Below are 16,096 nucleotides of genomic sequence, written 5' to 3'. Positions count from 1 at the left end.
CATAAAAAAAGCCCCTTGTCTTTGGGAGTTTAAATAGAATTACTATCTTTGCATCCGCAATTGAGAAACACAATTGAAGGATTCAATAGCTCAGCTGGTAGAGCACAACACTTTTAATGTTGGGGTCCTGGGTTCGAGTCCCAGTTGGATCACCGAAGAGTCTGGAAATGACTACATTAAAAAGATAAAGCCTAAGAATTAGATTATTTTTAGGCTTTTTTTTATTTCCTTAAAGACCCAATAAGTCCTTGTTTAGTTCATGATTTCGATCAATGTCGATAGTGTCCTCTGCATAGGTGAATTCGGTGATAATGGGAAAATCTTCCAGCTCAAGTGTGCTGTTTCATTTCGAATCGCGCACGCATCGGATTGGTCCTGCTACTGATTTTACATAGTAGAAATAGAATTGATATTCGAATATATGGAACAGGCTATGATCCTTATGGATATGTAAAATATTCACTCGGTTATCCGTGTCCGTGGTTGCATTATGATAGTTTCCGCAACTATTTGAACGAATGCCTCCTCCATCACCTACACGTGTTCCCTGTACCGGAAAATAAGATGTCGGACCGTCTTTCCATTGCTGCATATACATATTCATGCCATATCCGTCTGGAAACTTGTCGTCATAATTGATATCACTCATAGATCCCGGATTGAGTCCTGTATTTGTAAACTCGAGCCACAATTCACCCGAGGCAACCCTCCAGCCCGTGGGGCAGGGGTCGAAAATGGATTTTTCCGTTCCGTAGTTATCGTATATGTGTACATTATTATTTTGATTAATCGTGTAGCCCTTCATTCCCTCGGAGGCTGGTTCCAGTCCACCCCAAAGTTTATTGTCGCTTTCTCCTACCGGACACCAGTCTCCATTATTGAAATAGCTACTCTTTGTTTGTACATAAGATTCACCTCGTTTCACCTCGTTTGTTCCACAGATGAAAACCGTGGGGTTGGCTATGGCGTGTCTGATGGCTCCGGTTAGGGTATTTCCAATCACCGAATGAAACAGCTTGTTTTCATCGATATCGGATGTCTTGTGCACTTCAATCTGGTTGGAGTTGTCATAGTGTATATCTGTATGTTCGTCATTATAATCCTGATATGCATTTGTAATATTGCGTAAAGGAGGGAACGGATCTTTTCGTCCCCATTGATACAACATACCGAAAGCCTGTGTCATTTCATTCGGATACCGATAAAGACCATTTCCTGTACCTTTTTGATTCTCCGCCAGCGCACCGAGGTTGCATGGCATAACGGCATAGCCTTGAACGCGTGGCTTCTCGGGATATATGCCGTTCTTGTCCCAATCGTATGTGTAATAAGTAACGGCTTTGCCGAGATTGTCCGGTTCATGGTCAGTAACCCAGATGTGCCAAGACCATATAATGTTTCCCTTGCTATTGTAAGCACCGATCAAGGCATTCCCTTTCTTTTGTGTTCTAACATAGATTTTCTGATGAATGTCGCCTGTGTTCTCACCGAGTTGCACCAGCGTTCCATTCGTATTATCACCGATGCAGTCTTTGGTTTGCCAGATAATGCCGACACGGGCTATTTTCAGGTTCTCGTCATGAGGGCTTAAATAGTCTGCAAAATTGTATCCGCCTCCTGTCTCTACACGGTAATAGGGTTCAAAAGAGAGGAAACCGTTGGGTTTTACAACAAAACAATTGGACGATGGATTGTTTTGGCCTTTTTCTCCTGTGATAGTCAACGTTATGCGGTAAACTTGATTACGTTGTATATTAAAATTATTAAGTGAGTTTCCCCCGGGATAAGCTACATAGAGATATCTTTCGCCACCGATTTCGGTGGTTATATCCACCACAAGCGCGTTGGAGGGGGCGGCATCAGACTTGTTACCACCCTGAGTTTCTGTTTCCCCTTGCAGGTTTTCCGGGACATAGAAAACAGCCCATTCCTTATCTTCATTCTTTTCCAAGTCCGAAGCGGCAAAGGCTATGGAGCTGAATGTTGTTCCATCAGGGAATGGAACCGCATTCATCGGTTCTTCCTGTCCATCTCCGGCCAGTGTCTCCACCCGGCAAATATTGGGAATTTGTCTTACGTTGACATTGTTCAGTTCCATTCCTGCCTTCAGCATTTCTACTTTTACTTTGAGTTTGGCATACATACGTGTAACCGGTACCGTGACCGTAATACCTGTCGTTATCTCTACCTCCTCGCTTGCTCCGGCCATTGGGAGCGACACCTTGTCTATCGACCGAGCCGGGAAAGCGGTAGGCAAAGTTTGCTTTTTCAGTTGTTCCAATTTTTTGAACGTTTGCCATGAAGCATCCGTGCCATCGTTAGCCCAGTTGTCATAGCCCGTGTTGGTTACGACATATACGATGGATGGAACTCCCGCTTTCAGATATACGGGCAGGTCTTGCAACATAGTTTGGTCATTGATGGTGTAGTAACGAGGCTTTATCAACAGTTCTTGTGTTGTCGCGTCATATTGGAATACCCAGATGTTGTGTATCTCTTTTTCTTCCGAAGTCTCCTTTTCGGGAATGCTGCTTGGTATGGATGCCCTTGTATTTGCTTTTGTCCCAATGATAAATGCATTGACGGACAAATTCAATACTGCTTCCGTCAGTTCGCCCTCATCAAGGACTGTTCCGTTTGTTTCACTTGCCTCCGGTTGAAGTTCGTCTATGCAACTACCCATTGTGATGATTGCTAATAAGAGTACGAGTAAGAAGTAATGTTTCATATCAGTCAAAAGTATATTCGTTGTCATAAGCATATTTCCATTCCTGCACGTTCACCGAGAGTCTGTTGTCGCGGACAGTGATGGTGAAACGGTAGAGGTTATTGCGGGTGACGTTGAAACGCTGGGCATTGTCGTTATTATCTGTCTTGCCACTCTCGTCGTATCTTGCGAAATAGACTTTGTGCGGTTCGTCCTCACCGGTCTGGGCATCGAGTCTTGCTTCAATGCACGAGTATTTGTCGCCTGCGTCAATGTTTTGGTATTCGGGCAGGTAGGCAATCCATTTCTCGTATTTGTTTCCGTCAGTATCTATCCACCGGTTTGCGAAGTGAAAATTTTGTATTTTTTCTTCCGTGTCGTTACTGTTCTCCACGAGGTGCAAGTCACTAACGTAATCATTGTTCCACTCACCGCCGTGATCGTAGTCCTCTTGCGAGAAAACGTCTTTCGGGGCACAGTATCCCTTTTTATTATAGCGACGGATTTTCACCTCGCTGAATGATAAGTCGAAATGTTCGTCCGTTTTGAGTATCACCTCCACCTTTGCCATGGCACGGAGCAAGGTGACAGGATCGGGTAGCAATGTGGCCTCTCCGGGCTTGAACTCTATATTATTGTATTCGTGGACACCATAGAAAGGAATTAGCCGTTTCGGTCCCAACTCGAAAGAAGAAAAACTATCGAATTGTCCCCATCCGGCATCACAGATGTCCGTGAGTAACGTTTCTCCGGTCTTCATCATATCATCGCCATATTGCGGCCAGTTGGCAAGTACGACCATCTTGAAGTTTTCGTGATTGGTCAAAGAGGCGGGAGCCTTGCCAAGCACGCTGTAATCCCGGTAATCGCTTCCTGTGGTCACCACGAAACCGGACGGTTCAAAACGGGCGATGAACTTATTGTCTGAAGTGAAGAAATAAATCCTGTAGTTGTTGTTCTCTATGTCTATATAGTTTTCATAGGTATCGCCGACCTCGTAGCCTTCAGTGGCCTTTGGGCTTCTTGCGGGTAATCTGAGGCCGATGCTGAGAGCTGTTTCTTTATCGGGTATATCGAAGGTTTCCGTGTCATGGCTACACGAGGTGTTCCACAACCCAAGAAACATCAGAGTTCCCGTGATGATATGTTGTGCCACATTTTTCATTTGCATTCCTCCTATTACAATTCGCTGTTTTGCAGTACTACTTTCCAAGAGTTGATATAAATGTAGGCATCAAGCCAACGATCACCTTCATCGAGGAAAAACATCATGTCGTACACGTCCTGCCTGTCGAGATACTCTTGATCGCCCATATCCCGGTTATAGAAACCTTTCACGAGCAAGGCATAATCGATAAGGGGAATGGAGAAAACTGTTTTTCCTGTTTCCTTGTTGGTCACGGTGAGCCGTTTTTCCTGTCCTTTCACTAGGCGCGGCACGGTCAGTTCAGCTATGGTCGCACTGAAAGCGGTACGAGGTGCGGTCTGTGTTTCTTCGGTCTGGGAGTCCATGCCCGCTTCCCCGGAGTCAGTATGCCATGCGTAGAAAGTCACCGGCTCGTCGGGCAGCAGCGTGTTGTCCCAATCCATGCTTCCGTTAGTGCCGGTGATAGTGAAAACGAATTTGTCTTTGTCCACGGCTTCTCCCGAAAGGTGTTGTAATACCACTCGCACGTTGTTGGTGTTCTTCACCAGCGGTACGGTATAAGTGTACGTACCTTCGGTTTCACCGAACGTCTGTTCCGGCAGCCAGCCGTGGAACAAGCGATCGAGATCTTCGATAACGAATGCCTTGTTCCCGGCATCGTGTTGCCTTTCAAGTGTGCAGGTCAGTTCTTTGCCGACGGTTGTTTCTGGTATCGAGAAAGAGCCTTTGTCGGTAGTACCACACCAAACAAGCAGGTCGTATTTGCCCGGTTCTACATCTACAGTCATGACATAGCCATCGGTTGCAAGGGCTTCTCCTTGTTCTGTACGTTGCCAAACCACTCTGCCGTCGGCAGCGAGCAGGTAAAGTGTCACTACGTTCACCTCGTGGGCAAAAGCATCGGCAAACTTCATGTTGTAATCGTAACGGAACTTCACACGGTAGTTTACCGAGCAATCACCCTCACCGTCATAGATTAAGCTGTTGCAGGCGTATAGCATCGAAGCGCAAGCGATGGCTGCCATCAACTTGCAGCTTGTTTTTCTTATGTAAGACCGTATATCCATTTGACTTATGTTGTTTTATTCTCTCTATAAGCGCTTTTCTAAAACCATTCCATGCGGAGAAAAACCTCATGGAATGGTTGTTTATAAGATAAGGATTACTTCAAGCAAATTAAAGTTCCACGTTTTGGCTGACAATTTTCCAAGAGAGGATATTGATTTTCGCACCAACGTAATAAGTGTCACCGTCCGGATCGCCGGGAACGATTCTTTCGTCTTCGTCAAAAATACCTTTACCAATCTTTTCCAATTTGTCGATGGTAACTACATAGTGGTGATTGCGTACCACGCCGTATTTGGCTTCTGGAATAGTTCCGTTTGCCGCGATAGCGCCATTGTTGAGGTGTTCGATAGGAATATTGTAGTACATCAATCCGCCGTTGTAAGCAATGGCGCCTGCGGAAGCAGCAGCCAAATTATCGTTAAGATCGGTTATGCTTTGATTCGAGTAAGTGGTGCCGTCTTCTTCATATAACGGGGTTGCATTCTCATTCGTAAATACCACTTTCACTTTCCCGTCACCCACGTTCTCCAACTTCACATACTCTCTGCCAATTTGGGTATATTTAGTATTACCTTTATCATCTTTGCCGTCTTCATACCACACGTTCAGTTGGTTCTTCGTCTTCAGTATGTTAAGCACGTATTCGAGAAAAGAGTCTTGTTTGAAAAGCACACCGTTGTAACGTACGAGGTCTAGTGCATTGCCGTTTGCATCGCAAACCTTGGCTTTCAACAAGATGCTCGTGACGGCAGAAGGAAAGTTGGCGGTAACGATGGTATTCGTGTTGGTGTTCTCGGCGCAATAGGCAGGGGCTTCCAATTCGATTAAGTCATTTTTCAAATCGACATAGTTTAGGTATTGGGAATTGGCAGGGATTCCCGCTGCATTTTCAGGATAGCCGGAAAAACCGTAGTTGAACGACTTGCTCCAATGGCTACGGTAGTCGGTCGGTCTGTTCCATGTAAAGCCCAAAGCATCATTCGTCCAAGTTACATCCATGTTCTTGACCATGTATGATTTCTTCGCCGTGGCATTCAATTTCCATCCGAGCAATTCCACGTAAAGGTCTTCCGAAGCGATATTACCGCTTCCGGCCGAGTTGTCTTCGCCTGCCACGGTGACTTTTATCGGGTAACGTCCGTTTGCATCCTTTGGGAGTTCTCCGGACACATTCAAGGTTACTTTGGCTGCCAGACGCTCCACGTAGACAGTCATTGCGTTAGTAATGGCATTCATGTCCGTTACCGGTTCAAGAGAGAAATTTTCCTCTTTAACTTCCGTCACGAAATATTTTGCCCGATTAGCTTCGGTGTAACTCGTGGTACTCATCGTAAAGTAATTGGTAGTGACGTCATTGGTGGTTGTCGGGTAATAAATGCCTTCTGCGTTATTGTCCGCGAGTGCCGTTTGCATTTCATCGAGCGTTTTCCCATACACGAAGTTATCCGGTTTGTTAAGCACTGTTACCATGTACTTGGGATACTCCTTTTTGTCCAGCCCTTGCAGCACAACAACATTGTTGCTTTTGAATTCAATGTTTTCGGCTGGGGTTGTCACTGAGGCGTTGCCATCCGTCCAAACATCGCCTTGCGTTACGAATACGCCGTCGGCATCATAAAAATAAAAGTAAACGTTTTTTACGGATTGTTCGTTTGTTCCGTATTCAAAGTCACCCTCTTGCGCCCTTGTAAGGGAGCTTGCGTCGGCGAGGCGGATATTGATGTACGCTTTATCGCTTGTAAAAACATTCGGTGTTTCATTTAGAATGAGTTCCGATTCATCGTTCGAGCATGCACACAATGCAGTACATGCGAACAGACCTAAAAATAATTTATTCATCTTCATAATGTGTATAATTTGATTTTATTAATGATATATTTTCTTGTTCGTATTTAGTGTTTACCATTTTCAAGCTGTTCAAGCGTGGTGCCGGCTTGCTCTAGTCCTAGTGATTTCGCCTCATTCAAGTAACGTCGGGCATTGTCGTAATCCTTTTGCCGGATGGCCAGTGCACCTCGGGCATAAACAGCTTCGGGTGAATTGCCCGCCTTGGCAAGGTAGCGCTTTGCGCCTGTGAGATCGCCACGGCGCATGGCGGCATTGGCGGCGTTCAGGTTGGCAATGGAGTCATCCGGGAACATGCGCACCGCTGTCTCGAACACCTCGGCGAACTCATCCGTACCGGGTTCATACTCCTGTGCGGCAAGGTAAAACTCGTTCAGGCTTAGTTTCTGCGGTCGTTCACGCATGATTCTTTTTATCTCCTCCACGTCGCTGTAACTGCGGATGATATAGGATATGCGGTAGTCGGTGCGGCGCAACGCCGGATAACAATTCTGTAACAGGAAGCGGTATTCCGCCGGATAGTCATGTTTTATTTTCAGTTCTTTGGCATCCGGTTTCAAGTCGCTGTCTATCAAAGCTATGATTTCCGTGAGATGTTCAAGGTTCGACCGTTCCACGTGGCGGCGCAATCCTGCCCAATCTTCCGGTTCGTGGTCGGTTATTATTACATCACCTTCAAACCGGTAGAGTTGCTGTATATGTTTCTTCAATGCGGCGGTACGTCCGATAGCCAACTCTTTATTATGTGCGTAAGGACTTTCGGGCGAAGCGTAACCTTTCAGCCATACCGAAGTGATGGTTATGTCTGCGTCGCTTCGCACGGAGTCTATCGATGACTGTATTTTCTCAAGTTCGGCGGCGTTGTGTCGATAGTTCGGATAAATCACCGTTTGATCTACCGGAAAGTCGATGAATGCCGAGCCTTCGAGTGAATCCCGTTTTTCGATCTGCCCTTGCGGATGTACATATACCAGTTCGGGGAAAAACGCCTCTGAGTGTCGTCCGAGCGTACCATTTTGCTCTGCCAACAAAGTGTGGCAACACCCGTAGTCGCTGCGGCGAAGCAATAGCACGCAGCTGTTCATCCATTCGGCGTATGGTACCATGTTATGATATTCGATGGTATTGGGCTTCTCCGAGACCTTGTAGCTCTTTTCATCCTTACCCGACAGCATACTCTCGCCGTTGCGTATATAGAAGTAGTAACGGCGTCTGCCGTAGATCCCTACCGATTGCAGGTCGAGCGAGTCGTTACCATTGACGAGCCATGGTGTAAGAAGCACAGCACGATTATTGTCTACGTCGAGTCCGGACAAATCCAAAAGCATATCTATGGTGATGTACTTGCCGTTACGTTCTATTCTAAGATTTTCCACGGAAACATCATCCACGATATCTTCTTTCCGCGTGTCGGTTCCGGTTTGCGCTTCCGTTACCACAACTATGCCCAAAAAGGCTGATAGGATACATAATGTCTTTTTCATTCTGCACACGATTAAAATACATAAACAAGATTAATAGCCGCTTTCGTCGGTCCCACGTAGTGGTGCGGCTTGTTCCTTTCTGTTCTTCTGCCGCACCCGGCACACTCGAAGCGGTCATAGCGTGTATAGGAATATCCAAAGCCAATTTCCGCCTCAAGATTCCAATGCCGTCCCAGTATCCACGTGTAACCATAAGCGATACCTGCACCGACGAACCAGCCCTGATAACGGGAATCCTTCAGTTTGCGGGCATCCGTGCCGAGGAAGTTGATTCTTCCGTCAAAACCTCCGATGTTATACTGTCCGCCATGAATGTGAGCACCCACAAAGTGCCCTGAGAACCGGTCGCAGAACCAGTATCTGACTTCAGGTTGAACAGCCCAGTGTTTCCAGTGCCGGTCGTGCGAGAGCGTCCATGCGTTGAACTGTCCCGTAACGTCCAAAGTCCATTTAGGTGCGAATCCGACCTCTATTCCAAAATTCGGGTTCAGGAAAGCGTCCGCCAGAACATTACTCTTGACAGCCACGTTCTGGGCTTTGACACCTTGCGTTATACCGGCGATGGCAACTACCAGCAGAACAAACATTCGTTTTATAATTCCATTGTTCATACTTTATTGTTATAGTTAATAATTCCATTGCAAACTTTACTGTCTGTCCTTGTATTAGGCTTAAGAGGGCAGTTGCAGTTTCCTTGCTTTCTTTTTTATTCTACACAAAGAAACGACGCATTTATTGTCGCGTAATGCCAAAACGTATAAATCATTATTGGTAAAATCGTAATGTTCATTATATGCAAACTGCAATTTTGTAACGGATATGTCAAATCATAAAAGTCAAACTCATTTTTTTAACGTACGGAATCATTATTAACAGTTATAATGCCTATAAGTACAGTAAATTAGATTATCTTTGTATATCACAATGCCGGAGTGTATATGGCTGTCTACCCAAGCAATTTTAGTCACTGGGAAAAACCGGCAGAAATATACATTCGAGAAGAATAATTTGAATTCGATTGACATGGGAGCATTTGTCACATATAGCAACTTGATAACCTATATTTTACCAATATTTTGTTCGGCCATATGTTCAGTCTTTACCTTATTACTGTTATTGAATTATCGTAATCTTGCCGAAAGGAAATTAAGGCGGGTAGTGAGTATTTATTGTATTCTGATAGCCGTATGGTGGTCATCCGTTTTGTGGCATGCTCTCTCTGGCGATTCGATATTCCTTCCGGTCGATATTCCTTTTGCCCTGTCATATATCTACATTCCCGTATTGTTCTATAACATCGTTTATTACTTGACCTATTTAGAGGGCAAAAGAAATATTCCCGTGCTGAATTACCTTTGGCCGGTACCCACGTTGGCAATTATCTTGATAGCGGCAGTCCGAATATCGCCTCTCGGGGAAGAAATTTTTACCGGATTGTCATTGTTCGAGCGATATATGGAGTTTTTTATATTCAGCTCTTTATTGCGGTTTGTCATGGCGGTTGTCTATATCGTTCCGACCGTCCTGTTATTGTTGTGGTATTATAAACAGACTGTACTTCAAAAGACCGACACGGATCGAAAATATCTCAGTATAAAATCATCGCGTTGGCTCATCGTGTTTTTCATACTTTCCATCGCGATACTGCTGATCGCGTTTTTGCCTATATTGGTCGGCACAAGCCAATGGCTTATCCGGCTGAACGCGTTATGCATTATGGTACAGGAAATATTGCTTGTATACCAAGTTATCCGTAGACAATATCTCTCTTACAAAACATTCGATTTGTTACCGACCAACGAAAAGAAAACAGGAAACAACGGTTTGAGTGCCAAACAGCGCCTTGCGCCGGACAACGCACGCGGACAATTGAACAAGAGGGTATTCGAAAACTATTTGTCTCAACAAAAACCATATCTCGATCCTGATTTCAAACTGATTGATATGGCTGAGGTGATGGGGGTAAACCGTACTATCATGTCCAATTTTATCAATCAAACTTATGGCATGAATTTCAGGCGTTACTTGAACCAGTGGCGAATCAAGGAGTACCAGATTCTGATAGAGCAGCCTTCGAACGAACGTAAAAATCCGTATCAGGTAATGGTCATGGCGGGATTCAAAGACTCCAGACATTTTCAGCGTGCGATCCAATTGGAGAATACATATAAAGAACAATCTGACCAAAAACCATAAATAAATAGAAAAGGATGAATCAAGATATCGGACGTGCAATAGTTTTTTCAATACCCGTGGTAAGCGCTGCGGTCAGCTTGATCATGATTTTGCTCGACATAACCCGCTCTTCCAATACGGTCAACCGGAAGATACATTACAGCATACTCACTGTATACTGTCTGATCATGCTGTACTGGAGCGGACTGGTTATGCATTCCATTGCCCGTGACGCTTTCATTGCATACCTGCCTGTTTTCTTTTCCTCGTTCAGCTTTATTCCCATATTCTTGTACTTGATCACCTATATTATTACGGGAACAGGCGAACGGAAACGTTTCCCCGCGTATCATTTCATCCTTCCGTCGTGTTTGACCGTCACTATCTACGTGGTCGCATTTATAGTGCCGTTCCGGCAACGATGGACAGCTATTTATGATAACGATACAAGTTTGACAACCGCGATCATCGACATCACGTTTGTCGTCTGTATTGTGTTGAGCGTTTTATACTCCGGGTTGAGCTTGCTCCGCATAAAGTCGTATAAACGTCAGGTAACCGATTATTCCGCTGATATCTACCGGATGTCGTTGGATTGGTTGTCCTTTATTATCCTTTTTAGAGTCGTGCTGCAAACCTTGCCGATAGCCGGATTAATATTGGGCATCGAATTATTCAATAAGGTGGGGGGAATCTGGGCATTTACAACATTGCCGGCGGTCTTTACCCATATCGTGCTGTGCCTGAATATCCTTTCGGAGAATTACGTGATTATCGAACCTATTACCGTCAAAGAAAAGGAAATGACCGCCTCGGGAAATTATGCGCAACTGGGGCGGCAGCGGGTAGAGGAGTATTTGGAGAATAAGAAGCCTTATCTAAATCCGGAATTCAAAATAACCGACATGGCCAAAGACCTTATTTCCAACAGGACATATATATCGGCTTTCATCAACCGAGAATATGGCATGAATTTCAACCGTTTCGTTAATAATTACCGGCTGAAGGAAGTAGAAAGATTACAGTCTGAGGCCGTACAAAGAAAGCAAAAAATATCTTCGTTGGATATTGTTATCCATGCCGGATTCAGTAATTACCGCAGTTATTTCCGGGCTAAGAAAATGGTGAAAAACGATGCCATTCCTATAGAATAAAAATGTAGTTAGATTTTCAGTAACCAATCCCCGCGTGATTAATCAACAATTGAAGGAACTTGAAAAGTACGGCATTATCGAGAAGAAAATATATGCCGTACTTCCGCCTCATTCCGAATATTCGCTCACGTCGACGGGCAAAACACTTATCCCTGTCATTGACAAACTGGAAGAATGGGGGGATTTTTTCCGCCCGACGATGAAAAAGATTCTTGAGGCAGAGAGGGGCTCCTAATTCGCGAAACTTGTGTCGGGAAGCGAAGCGGGTGCCGTGCACGAGCGGGAAGCCCGAATAAAGCTCTTTGCGATGAAAATGAACACAAAGCCATAGCCCATGCAAGTCCGGCTTTCGGTTTAATGAAAACGTTGCATTTCCTCTGTGCCGGCTCCTGTACCTTTATACTTGTTTTCCTTGTGGTTGAACCGGTAGCTTACGGTCAATTTGATTTGGCGCGTATTGTCTTTGACAGCCCGATATTCCGAAGTTTTTCCGTCATAGAAATAAGAGGCATCTCGCATGGTATGGAATAGATCGTTGCCTTCGAGCAGAATATTCCATTTGCCTCCTGCAAACTCTTTGTTGAAACTGGCATTCATATACCAAGAAGATTTCATCTTTCTGTTCTGAATATAACCGTCGCTGTCCCAACCACCGTCGATACGAAGTAAAAAAACTGCCGGCAGTGTAATGGCATTTTCCCAACTCAAATGGAAGATCGTTCCGTCCATGTTTTTCGGCTTGCCCAGATATTCGATGTCTAACCATTGTGTGTTGCTGGCGACCGACCACCTAGGCTGCCATACACCGAAAGTAGGGGCATAGGCGGCTGAAAAAAACAACTCGTCGCGCGATTTTTCGTTTCGGAATTTATTGACGGTAATCTTCGGATCGGCGTTCAACTGCTCGAATGCGAAAAAAATATCATCCTTGTAGAGGTTGTAGCCGATTAGAACTTGCAGGTTGTTTCGCCAGATTGCCCCGAAACTTACGGAATTGATATAGGTGGGTTGCAGATCGGGAGTTCCGCTCAGATACGTGAGTCGGTTGCCGTAACTTACCGCACTGTTTAGCATTTCGTACATGGGACGTATCGTTTGAATACGATAGTCCAGCGACAACTGTGTCTTGCCGACGGCGGCATTCAGCGAGACGGAAGGGAAGAAATTGTCGTAAAACTTGCTCCGTTCGGCTTGAAACAGCCCGTTCTCATAAAAATCATACGTCACATGTTCATAGCGGAACCCAGCATTAACGTTTACCGGTCCGAAAGCTGCTTCGTAGCTCGTGAATACGGCCACGTTTCTGTCGGTTATCTTATCGTCGGAAGCTGTGATGATTTCTTCGAATCCGCTCGACTGCGACCGTTTGTACGTGTCGGTATATTCCGAACCCAGCGACAGCTTTCCTTTCCACACAGGATAGGAAAGCACGAGTTTTCCTGCAAACAGGCGGTTGGTGTAGTTGTCGCTCGTTCCTAAAAAATAATCCTCGTGGTTCAGGCTTCGGTCTGCCACCTCGCTGCTCCCGTTGCCGTCACCCAGCAAAGCATCGGTATTGAAATCGATAGTCAACTTGCCGACCTCTCCTGCATAGTAAGCATTGACGTGATGAGTCGACGATTTTTGCATTGCAGTTTCCGATGTATTCCAACTGTCAAATGGGCGGTCATCGATGAATACGTCCGTCAGATTCCGGTTGGCGGTTTTATAGTGCGGCATCGAGGTCAGTTCGTACATGCCTCCGAGCGAGTGGCGGGAGTTGATTTCATAATTGGCTCCTATCTGTCCGAAATAACCTTGATTAGAGCCTTTGTCTTCTGATGTAGCAGCCTGTGTCCATCGTTTATCAACACGAGTTTCGATGTCGGTGACAGCCGTTTGGTGAGAATGTGTCAGGTCGTAACGGAACGAACCGAAAAGCGAAAAGCCGCCTTGTCGGTAATTCATGTCCAATTGTTGGGACGTATTGAATTTATCGGCATAATCGACCTCCGAACTGACGCTTATCCCGAAACTATCATCCGAATTTCTCTTTGTCTTGATTTTCAATACCGCTCCAACAGAAGCATCGTATTCCGGCCCCGGATTGGTAATGAGCTGTATATTTTGAATAGCGTCCGACCGAAGTCTTTCGAGTTCCGATTGGTCGCGCACCATGCGGTTGTTGATATAAACGACGGGAGCGCCTTTGCCGATGACCTCGAATGTACCGTCGATTTTTTTGCGGATGCCCGCCAGATGCCCGATTACGTCTTTCGCGGTTCCGGCCTTGCCGAGCACGTTGTTTTCCACTTGCGTGGAGATACCTCCCGCAATAGCCTTGTATTTTGGGCGGTATCCGGTCACGATCACATCGCCCAATTCCAAAACATCCGGCTTCAAGACAATCGTTCCCAAATCGCACGGAGCGGATTCGAGCGTGCGGGTTTGAAATCCAATGAACGATATTTGCACCGTATATGTTCCCGAATTGGCAGCTTTCAATGAAAAACGACCGTCTTCTCCGGTGATTCCTCCTTGAATCACAGAGGAATCGGTTTTATGGTACAGGGCAACGGTTGCATAGCCGACGGGAACGGCTTGTTCGTCTACAACCTTGCCCGTAAATACTTGGGCAGAAGCACCCAATGATAAGAACAGCATCCCTACGGACAGCCAAATGCGAATTGTTTTTTTTCTTGGTTTCATAATTGTTGTATTTAAATTGTTTGTAGACCATTTGGTCTAATTGTCCCTATGTGAATTTCCGCCGAATACAATTCGACGAGTCTACGATAGGATGATTTTAATATGTATTATTGCGTTATCAGCGCATAAAGACTTTCCCAGTCGCGTTTGATATATTTCAAAGTGTCTATGTTGCAAAGGCTTTTCAATTGTTTGGAACTTACGCCTTCATATACGTCCATAAACAATGCAACGATTTCTTCGTCGGGTAAGTTGGTCGCTATCTCACCACGCTCCCGGCCGACTGCAAGAGCTTTTCCCCATGCCTCGCGCTCCCGCTGTTCCTGCTCCGAAATCATCTTTCCCAGTGCCGGTATGCGCATGGAGGCTTGTCCAATCAATATCTGCACTTTGAATTTTTCGCCCAGTCCCGACATTTTGCGGGCTGCTTTTTCACGTACATGGAATAGGGAATCGATAAAACTTCGCACCGACTCGTAAGACAAACGGCTGTGATTGATCGTCATATAGTTCACGATCAAGTATCTGGCCGATTCCTCGAACACAGTCTCCTTGTTCTTGAAGTGATAATAGAAAGTGCCTTTGGCCTGCCCCGAAGCATCCAGAATATCCTGCATGGTGATTTCCCGATACCCCTTTTGGAGGAACAGGCGCAAGGCGGTAAGGAGAATAATATTTTTCGTATCGTTCATATTAAAGAGTGATATAATCTTTATTAGACTGTTTGGTCTACAAAAGTAGAGCGTTTATTTTTATTTTCAAAATAATCGGGCTATTTTTTTGAGAAACAAGAAATTCACCTGCACATTTTTTTGTGAGCAGGTTTATTTCTTTTTACTCAATATGTGTCTTCCTGAAGTAGGTTTACTAATTGTGAGAGTAAACTTTTTCAGGATAATACAGATTTGTGTTTGTAACTTTTGTTTATACTTTTGATTTATTTCCCTGAAAAAATTTTTAAAGTAGATGGAGGAAGTTCGACATTCTCGTTATATTGGGCGATTGTCAAAATGGAATGGTGAGAAGATTGAACTTTTTCCTCTTGTGTTCAAGCTAAAATAAGTTAAATGATAAGTATATATTGTATATATACATTATAGTTGATTTATAGCATCTCCTATTCAACTCCTATTTAACCCCTATTCATCTCCTATTTTAAAGGTGTAGAAATAGAAATTTAATTGTAATTAAATAAAATTTAATAATAGCAAAATATATGGAATATTTATTATTAATTCTTGTTAGATAACTGAATAGGGCAGTAATTTATCACGAACAGGGGTGGAAAACAGTGAAAAGTATTTTGATTCTGTTTTGCGCGGGTTAGATACTGTTTTTAGGTTGTTATGTGAAGATTCACAATAGAAGTGCAATCTTCTGGTTATAATAGCTTTTTAAGTTCTTCCATATCAGGCAGGACATTTCTTAATCGTTCAGGCATATCTCATGCTGTCTTGTATGTCGCAACTTCCATAGGTTTATTATAATCCTTAACAACATATTTCACATACGCTTTATCTGCGCTCTTGCATAAAACAATATCAATCGAAGGATTTTCATTTGGTTTGCGGACAAAATCGTCAAGTACACGAAGATACATATTCAGTTGTCCCAAGTATGCCGTTTTGAATGCTCCTGTCTTCAATTCTATTGCAACTAGTGAGGATAATTCACGATTAAAGAAAAGCAAGTCTATTATATGAGTATGCCCTAATGCTTCAACACGGAACTGATTTCCAATGAATGTAAAATCCCTGCCAAATGTCATAATGAAATTCTTGATGTTCTGCATAATCTTGTTTTTTCATAAAATGTCCGCATGTTTTTC

Annotated in this window: 10 protein-coding genes, 1 tRNA gene and 2 pseudogenes; 4 read left to right on the top strand and 9 right to left on the bottom strand. The window is 44.4% G+C overall.

Annotated elements, in window-relative coordinates:
- Positions 1-79 precede the first annotated feature (79 nt).
- A tRNA-Lys gene (locus CS948_RS19680) sits at positions 80-152 on the top strand.
- A gap of 191 nt (positions 153-343) precedes the next feature.
- On the opposite strand, the gene CS948_RS19675 is transcribed toward CS948_RS19680, so the two are convergent.
- The 6 genes from CS948_RS19675 to CS948_RS19650 all read right to left on the bottom strand — a co-directional run bounded on the left by CS948_RS19675 (position 344) and on the right by CS948_RS19650 (position 8,862).
- Complete coding sequence (locus tag CS948_RS19675) at positions 344-2,683, bottom strand: DUF4906 domain-containing protein (protein ID WP_099294719.1); 2,340 nt, start codon at positions 2,681-2,683, stop codon at positions 344-346.
- 46 nt (positions 2,684-2,729) lie between these two features.
- Positions 2,730-3,872, bottom strand: a complete 1,143-nt coding sequence (locus tag CS948_RS19670) for a hypothetical protein (protein ID WP_099294721.1) — start codon at positions 3,870-3,872, stop codon at positions 2,730-2,732.
- Positions 3,873-3,886: 14 nt separating this feature from the next.
- Positions 3,887-4,921, bottom strand: a complete 1,035-nt coding sequence (locus CS948_RS19665) for a FimB/Mfa2 family fimbrial subunit (RefSeq protein ID WP_176555145.1) — start codon at positions 4,919-4,921, stop codon at positions 3,887-3,889.
- Between the two features lie 109 nt (positions 4,922-5,030).
- Positions 5,031-6,767 carry an Mfa1 family fimbria major subunit gene (locus tag CS948_RS19660; protein ID WP_176555144.1) on the bottom strand — a complete coding sequence of 579 codons (1,737 nt, stop codon included), beginning with the start codon at positions 6,765-6,767 and terminating at the stop codon, positions 5,031-5,033.
- A gap of 47 nt (positions 6,768-6,814) precedes the next feature.
- On the bottom strand, positions 6,815-8,251 hold the full coding sequence (locus CS948_RS19655; RefSeq protein WP_099293892.1) for a DUF3868 domain-containing protein: 1,437 nt from the start codon (positions 8,249-8,251) through the stop codon (positions 6,815-6,817).
- 11 nt (positions 8,252-8,262) lie between these two features.
- Positions 8,263-8,862 (bottom strand): DUF3575 domain-containing protein, encoded by a 600-nt coding sequence (locus tag CS948_RS19650; RefSeq protein WP_099293891.1) that lies wholly within the window; start codon positions 8,860-8,862, stop codon positions 8,263-8,265.
- Between the two features lie 412 nt (positions 8,863-9,274).
- On the opposite strand from CS948_RS19650, the gene CS948_RS19645 reads away from it, so the two are divergent.
- The 3 genes and pseudogenes from CS948_RS19645 to CS948_RS19635 all read left to right on the top strand — a co-directional run.
- Positions 9,275-10,447: an AraC family transcriptional regulator gene (locus CS948_RS19645; RefSeq protein ID WP_099294713.1), complete on the top strand. Its 1,173-nt coding sequence runs from the start codon at positions 9,275-9,277 to the stop codon at positions 10,445-10,447.
- Positions 10,448-10,461: 14 nt separating this feature from the next.
- Positions 10,462-11,580 (top strand): AraC family transcriptional regulator, encoded by a 1,119-nt coding sequence (locus tag CS948_RS19640; RefSeq protein WP_099293890.1) that lies wholly within the window; start codon positions 10,462-10,464, stop codon positions 11,578-11,580.
- Positions 11,581-11,605: 25 nt separating this feature from the next.
- Positions 11,606-11,815, top strand: a pseudogene (locus CS948_RS19635) (winged helix-turn-helix transcriptional regulator); the annotation flags it as partial.
- A gap of 119 nt (positions 11,816-11,934) precedes the next feature.
- Here the strand turns inward: CS948_RS19635 and CS948_RS19630 are convergent.
- The 3 genes and pseudogenes from CS948_RS19630 to CS948_RS19620 all read right to left on the bottom strand — a co-directional run.
- Positions 11,935-14,268 (bottom strand): outer membrane beta-barrel family protein, encoded by a 2,334-nt coding sequence (locus CS948_RS19630; protein ID WP_099293886.1) that lies wholly within the window; start codon positions 14,266-14,268, stop codon positions 11,935-11,937.
- A 107-nt stretch (positions 14,269-14,375) separates the two neighbouring features.
- A complete protein-coding gene (locus tag CS948_RS19625; RefSeq protein WP_099293884.1) occupies positions 14,376-14,960 on the bottom strand; it encodes a TetR/AcrR family transcriptional regulator in 585 nt (194 codons plus the stop codon).
- Between the two features lie 689 nt (positions 14,961-15,649).
- Positions 15,650-16,063: pseudogene (locus CS948_RS19620) on the bottom strand (PDDEXK nuclease domain-containing protein); the annotation flags it as partial.
- Between the last annotated feature and the right edge of the window lie 33 nt (positions 16,064-16,096).

It is taken from the genome of Butyricimonas sp. Marseille-P3923 (assembly GCF_900184685.1).
In the GTDB taxonomy this organism is placed as follows: Bacteria; Bacteroidota; Bacteroidia; order Bacteroidales; family Marinifilaceae; genus Butyricimonas; species Butyricimonas muris.
Note: the sequence above shows the minus strand (reverse complement) of the source record. Positions and strands in the feature narration are given on the sequence as shown.

What these genes read in the sequence shown, in the direction of transcription:
- CS948_RS19675 (WP_099294719.1), bottom strand. Translation starts at nt 2,683, where the DNA reads ATGGGTAGTTGCATAGACGAACTTCAACCGGAGGCAAGTGAAACAAAC.
- CS948_RS19670 (WP_099294721.1), bottom strand. Translation starts at nt 3,872, where the DNA reads ATGAAAAATGTGGCACAACATATCATCACGGGAACTCTGATGTTTCTT.
- CS948_RS19665 (WP_176555145.1), bottom strand. Translation starts at nt 4,921, where the DNA reads ATGGATATACGGTCTTACATAAGAAAAACAAGCTGCAAGTTGATGGCA.
- CS948_RS19660 (WP_176555144.1), bottom strand. Translation starts at nt 6,767, where the DNA reads ATGAAGATGAATAAATTATTTTTAGGTCTGTTCGCATGTACTGCATTG.
- CS948_RS19655 (WP_099293892.1), bottom strand. Translation starts at nt 8,251, where the DNA reads ATGAAAAAGACATTATGTATCCTATCAGCCTTTTTGGGCATAGTTGTG.
- CS948_RS19650 (WP_099293891.1), bottom strand. Translation starts at nt 8,862, where the DNA reads ATGAACAATGGAATTATAAAACGAATGTTTGTTCTGCTGGTAGTTGCC.
- CS948_RS19645 (WP_099294713.1), top strand. Translation starts at nt 9,275, where the DNA reads ATGGGAGCATTTGTCACATATAGCAACTTGATAACCTATATTTTACCA.
- CS948_RS19640 (WP_099293890.1), top strand. Translation starts at nt 10,462, where the DNA reads ATGAATCAAGATATCGGACGTGCAATAGTTTTTTCAATACCCGTGGTA.
- CS948_RS19630 (WP_099293886.1), bottom strand. Translation starts at nt 14,268, where the DNA reads ATGAAACCAAGAAAAAAAACAATTCGCATTTGGCTGTCCGTAGGGATG.
- CS948_RS19625 (WP_099293884.1), bottom strand. Translation starts at nt 14,960, where the DNA reads ATGAACGATACGAAAAATATTATTCTCCTTACCGCCTTGCGCCTGTTC.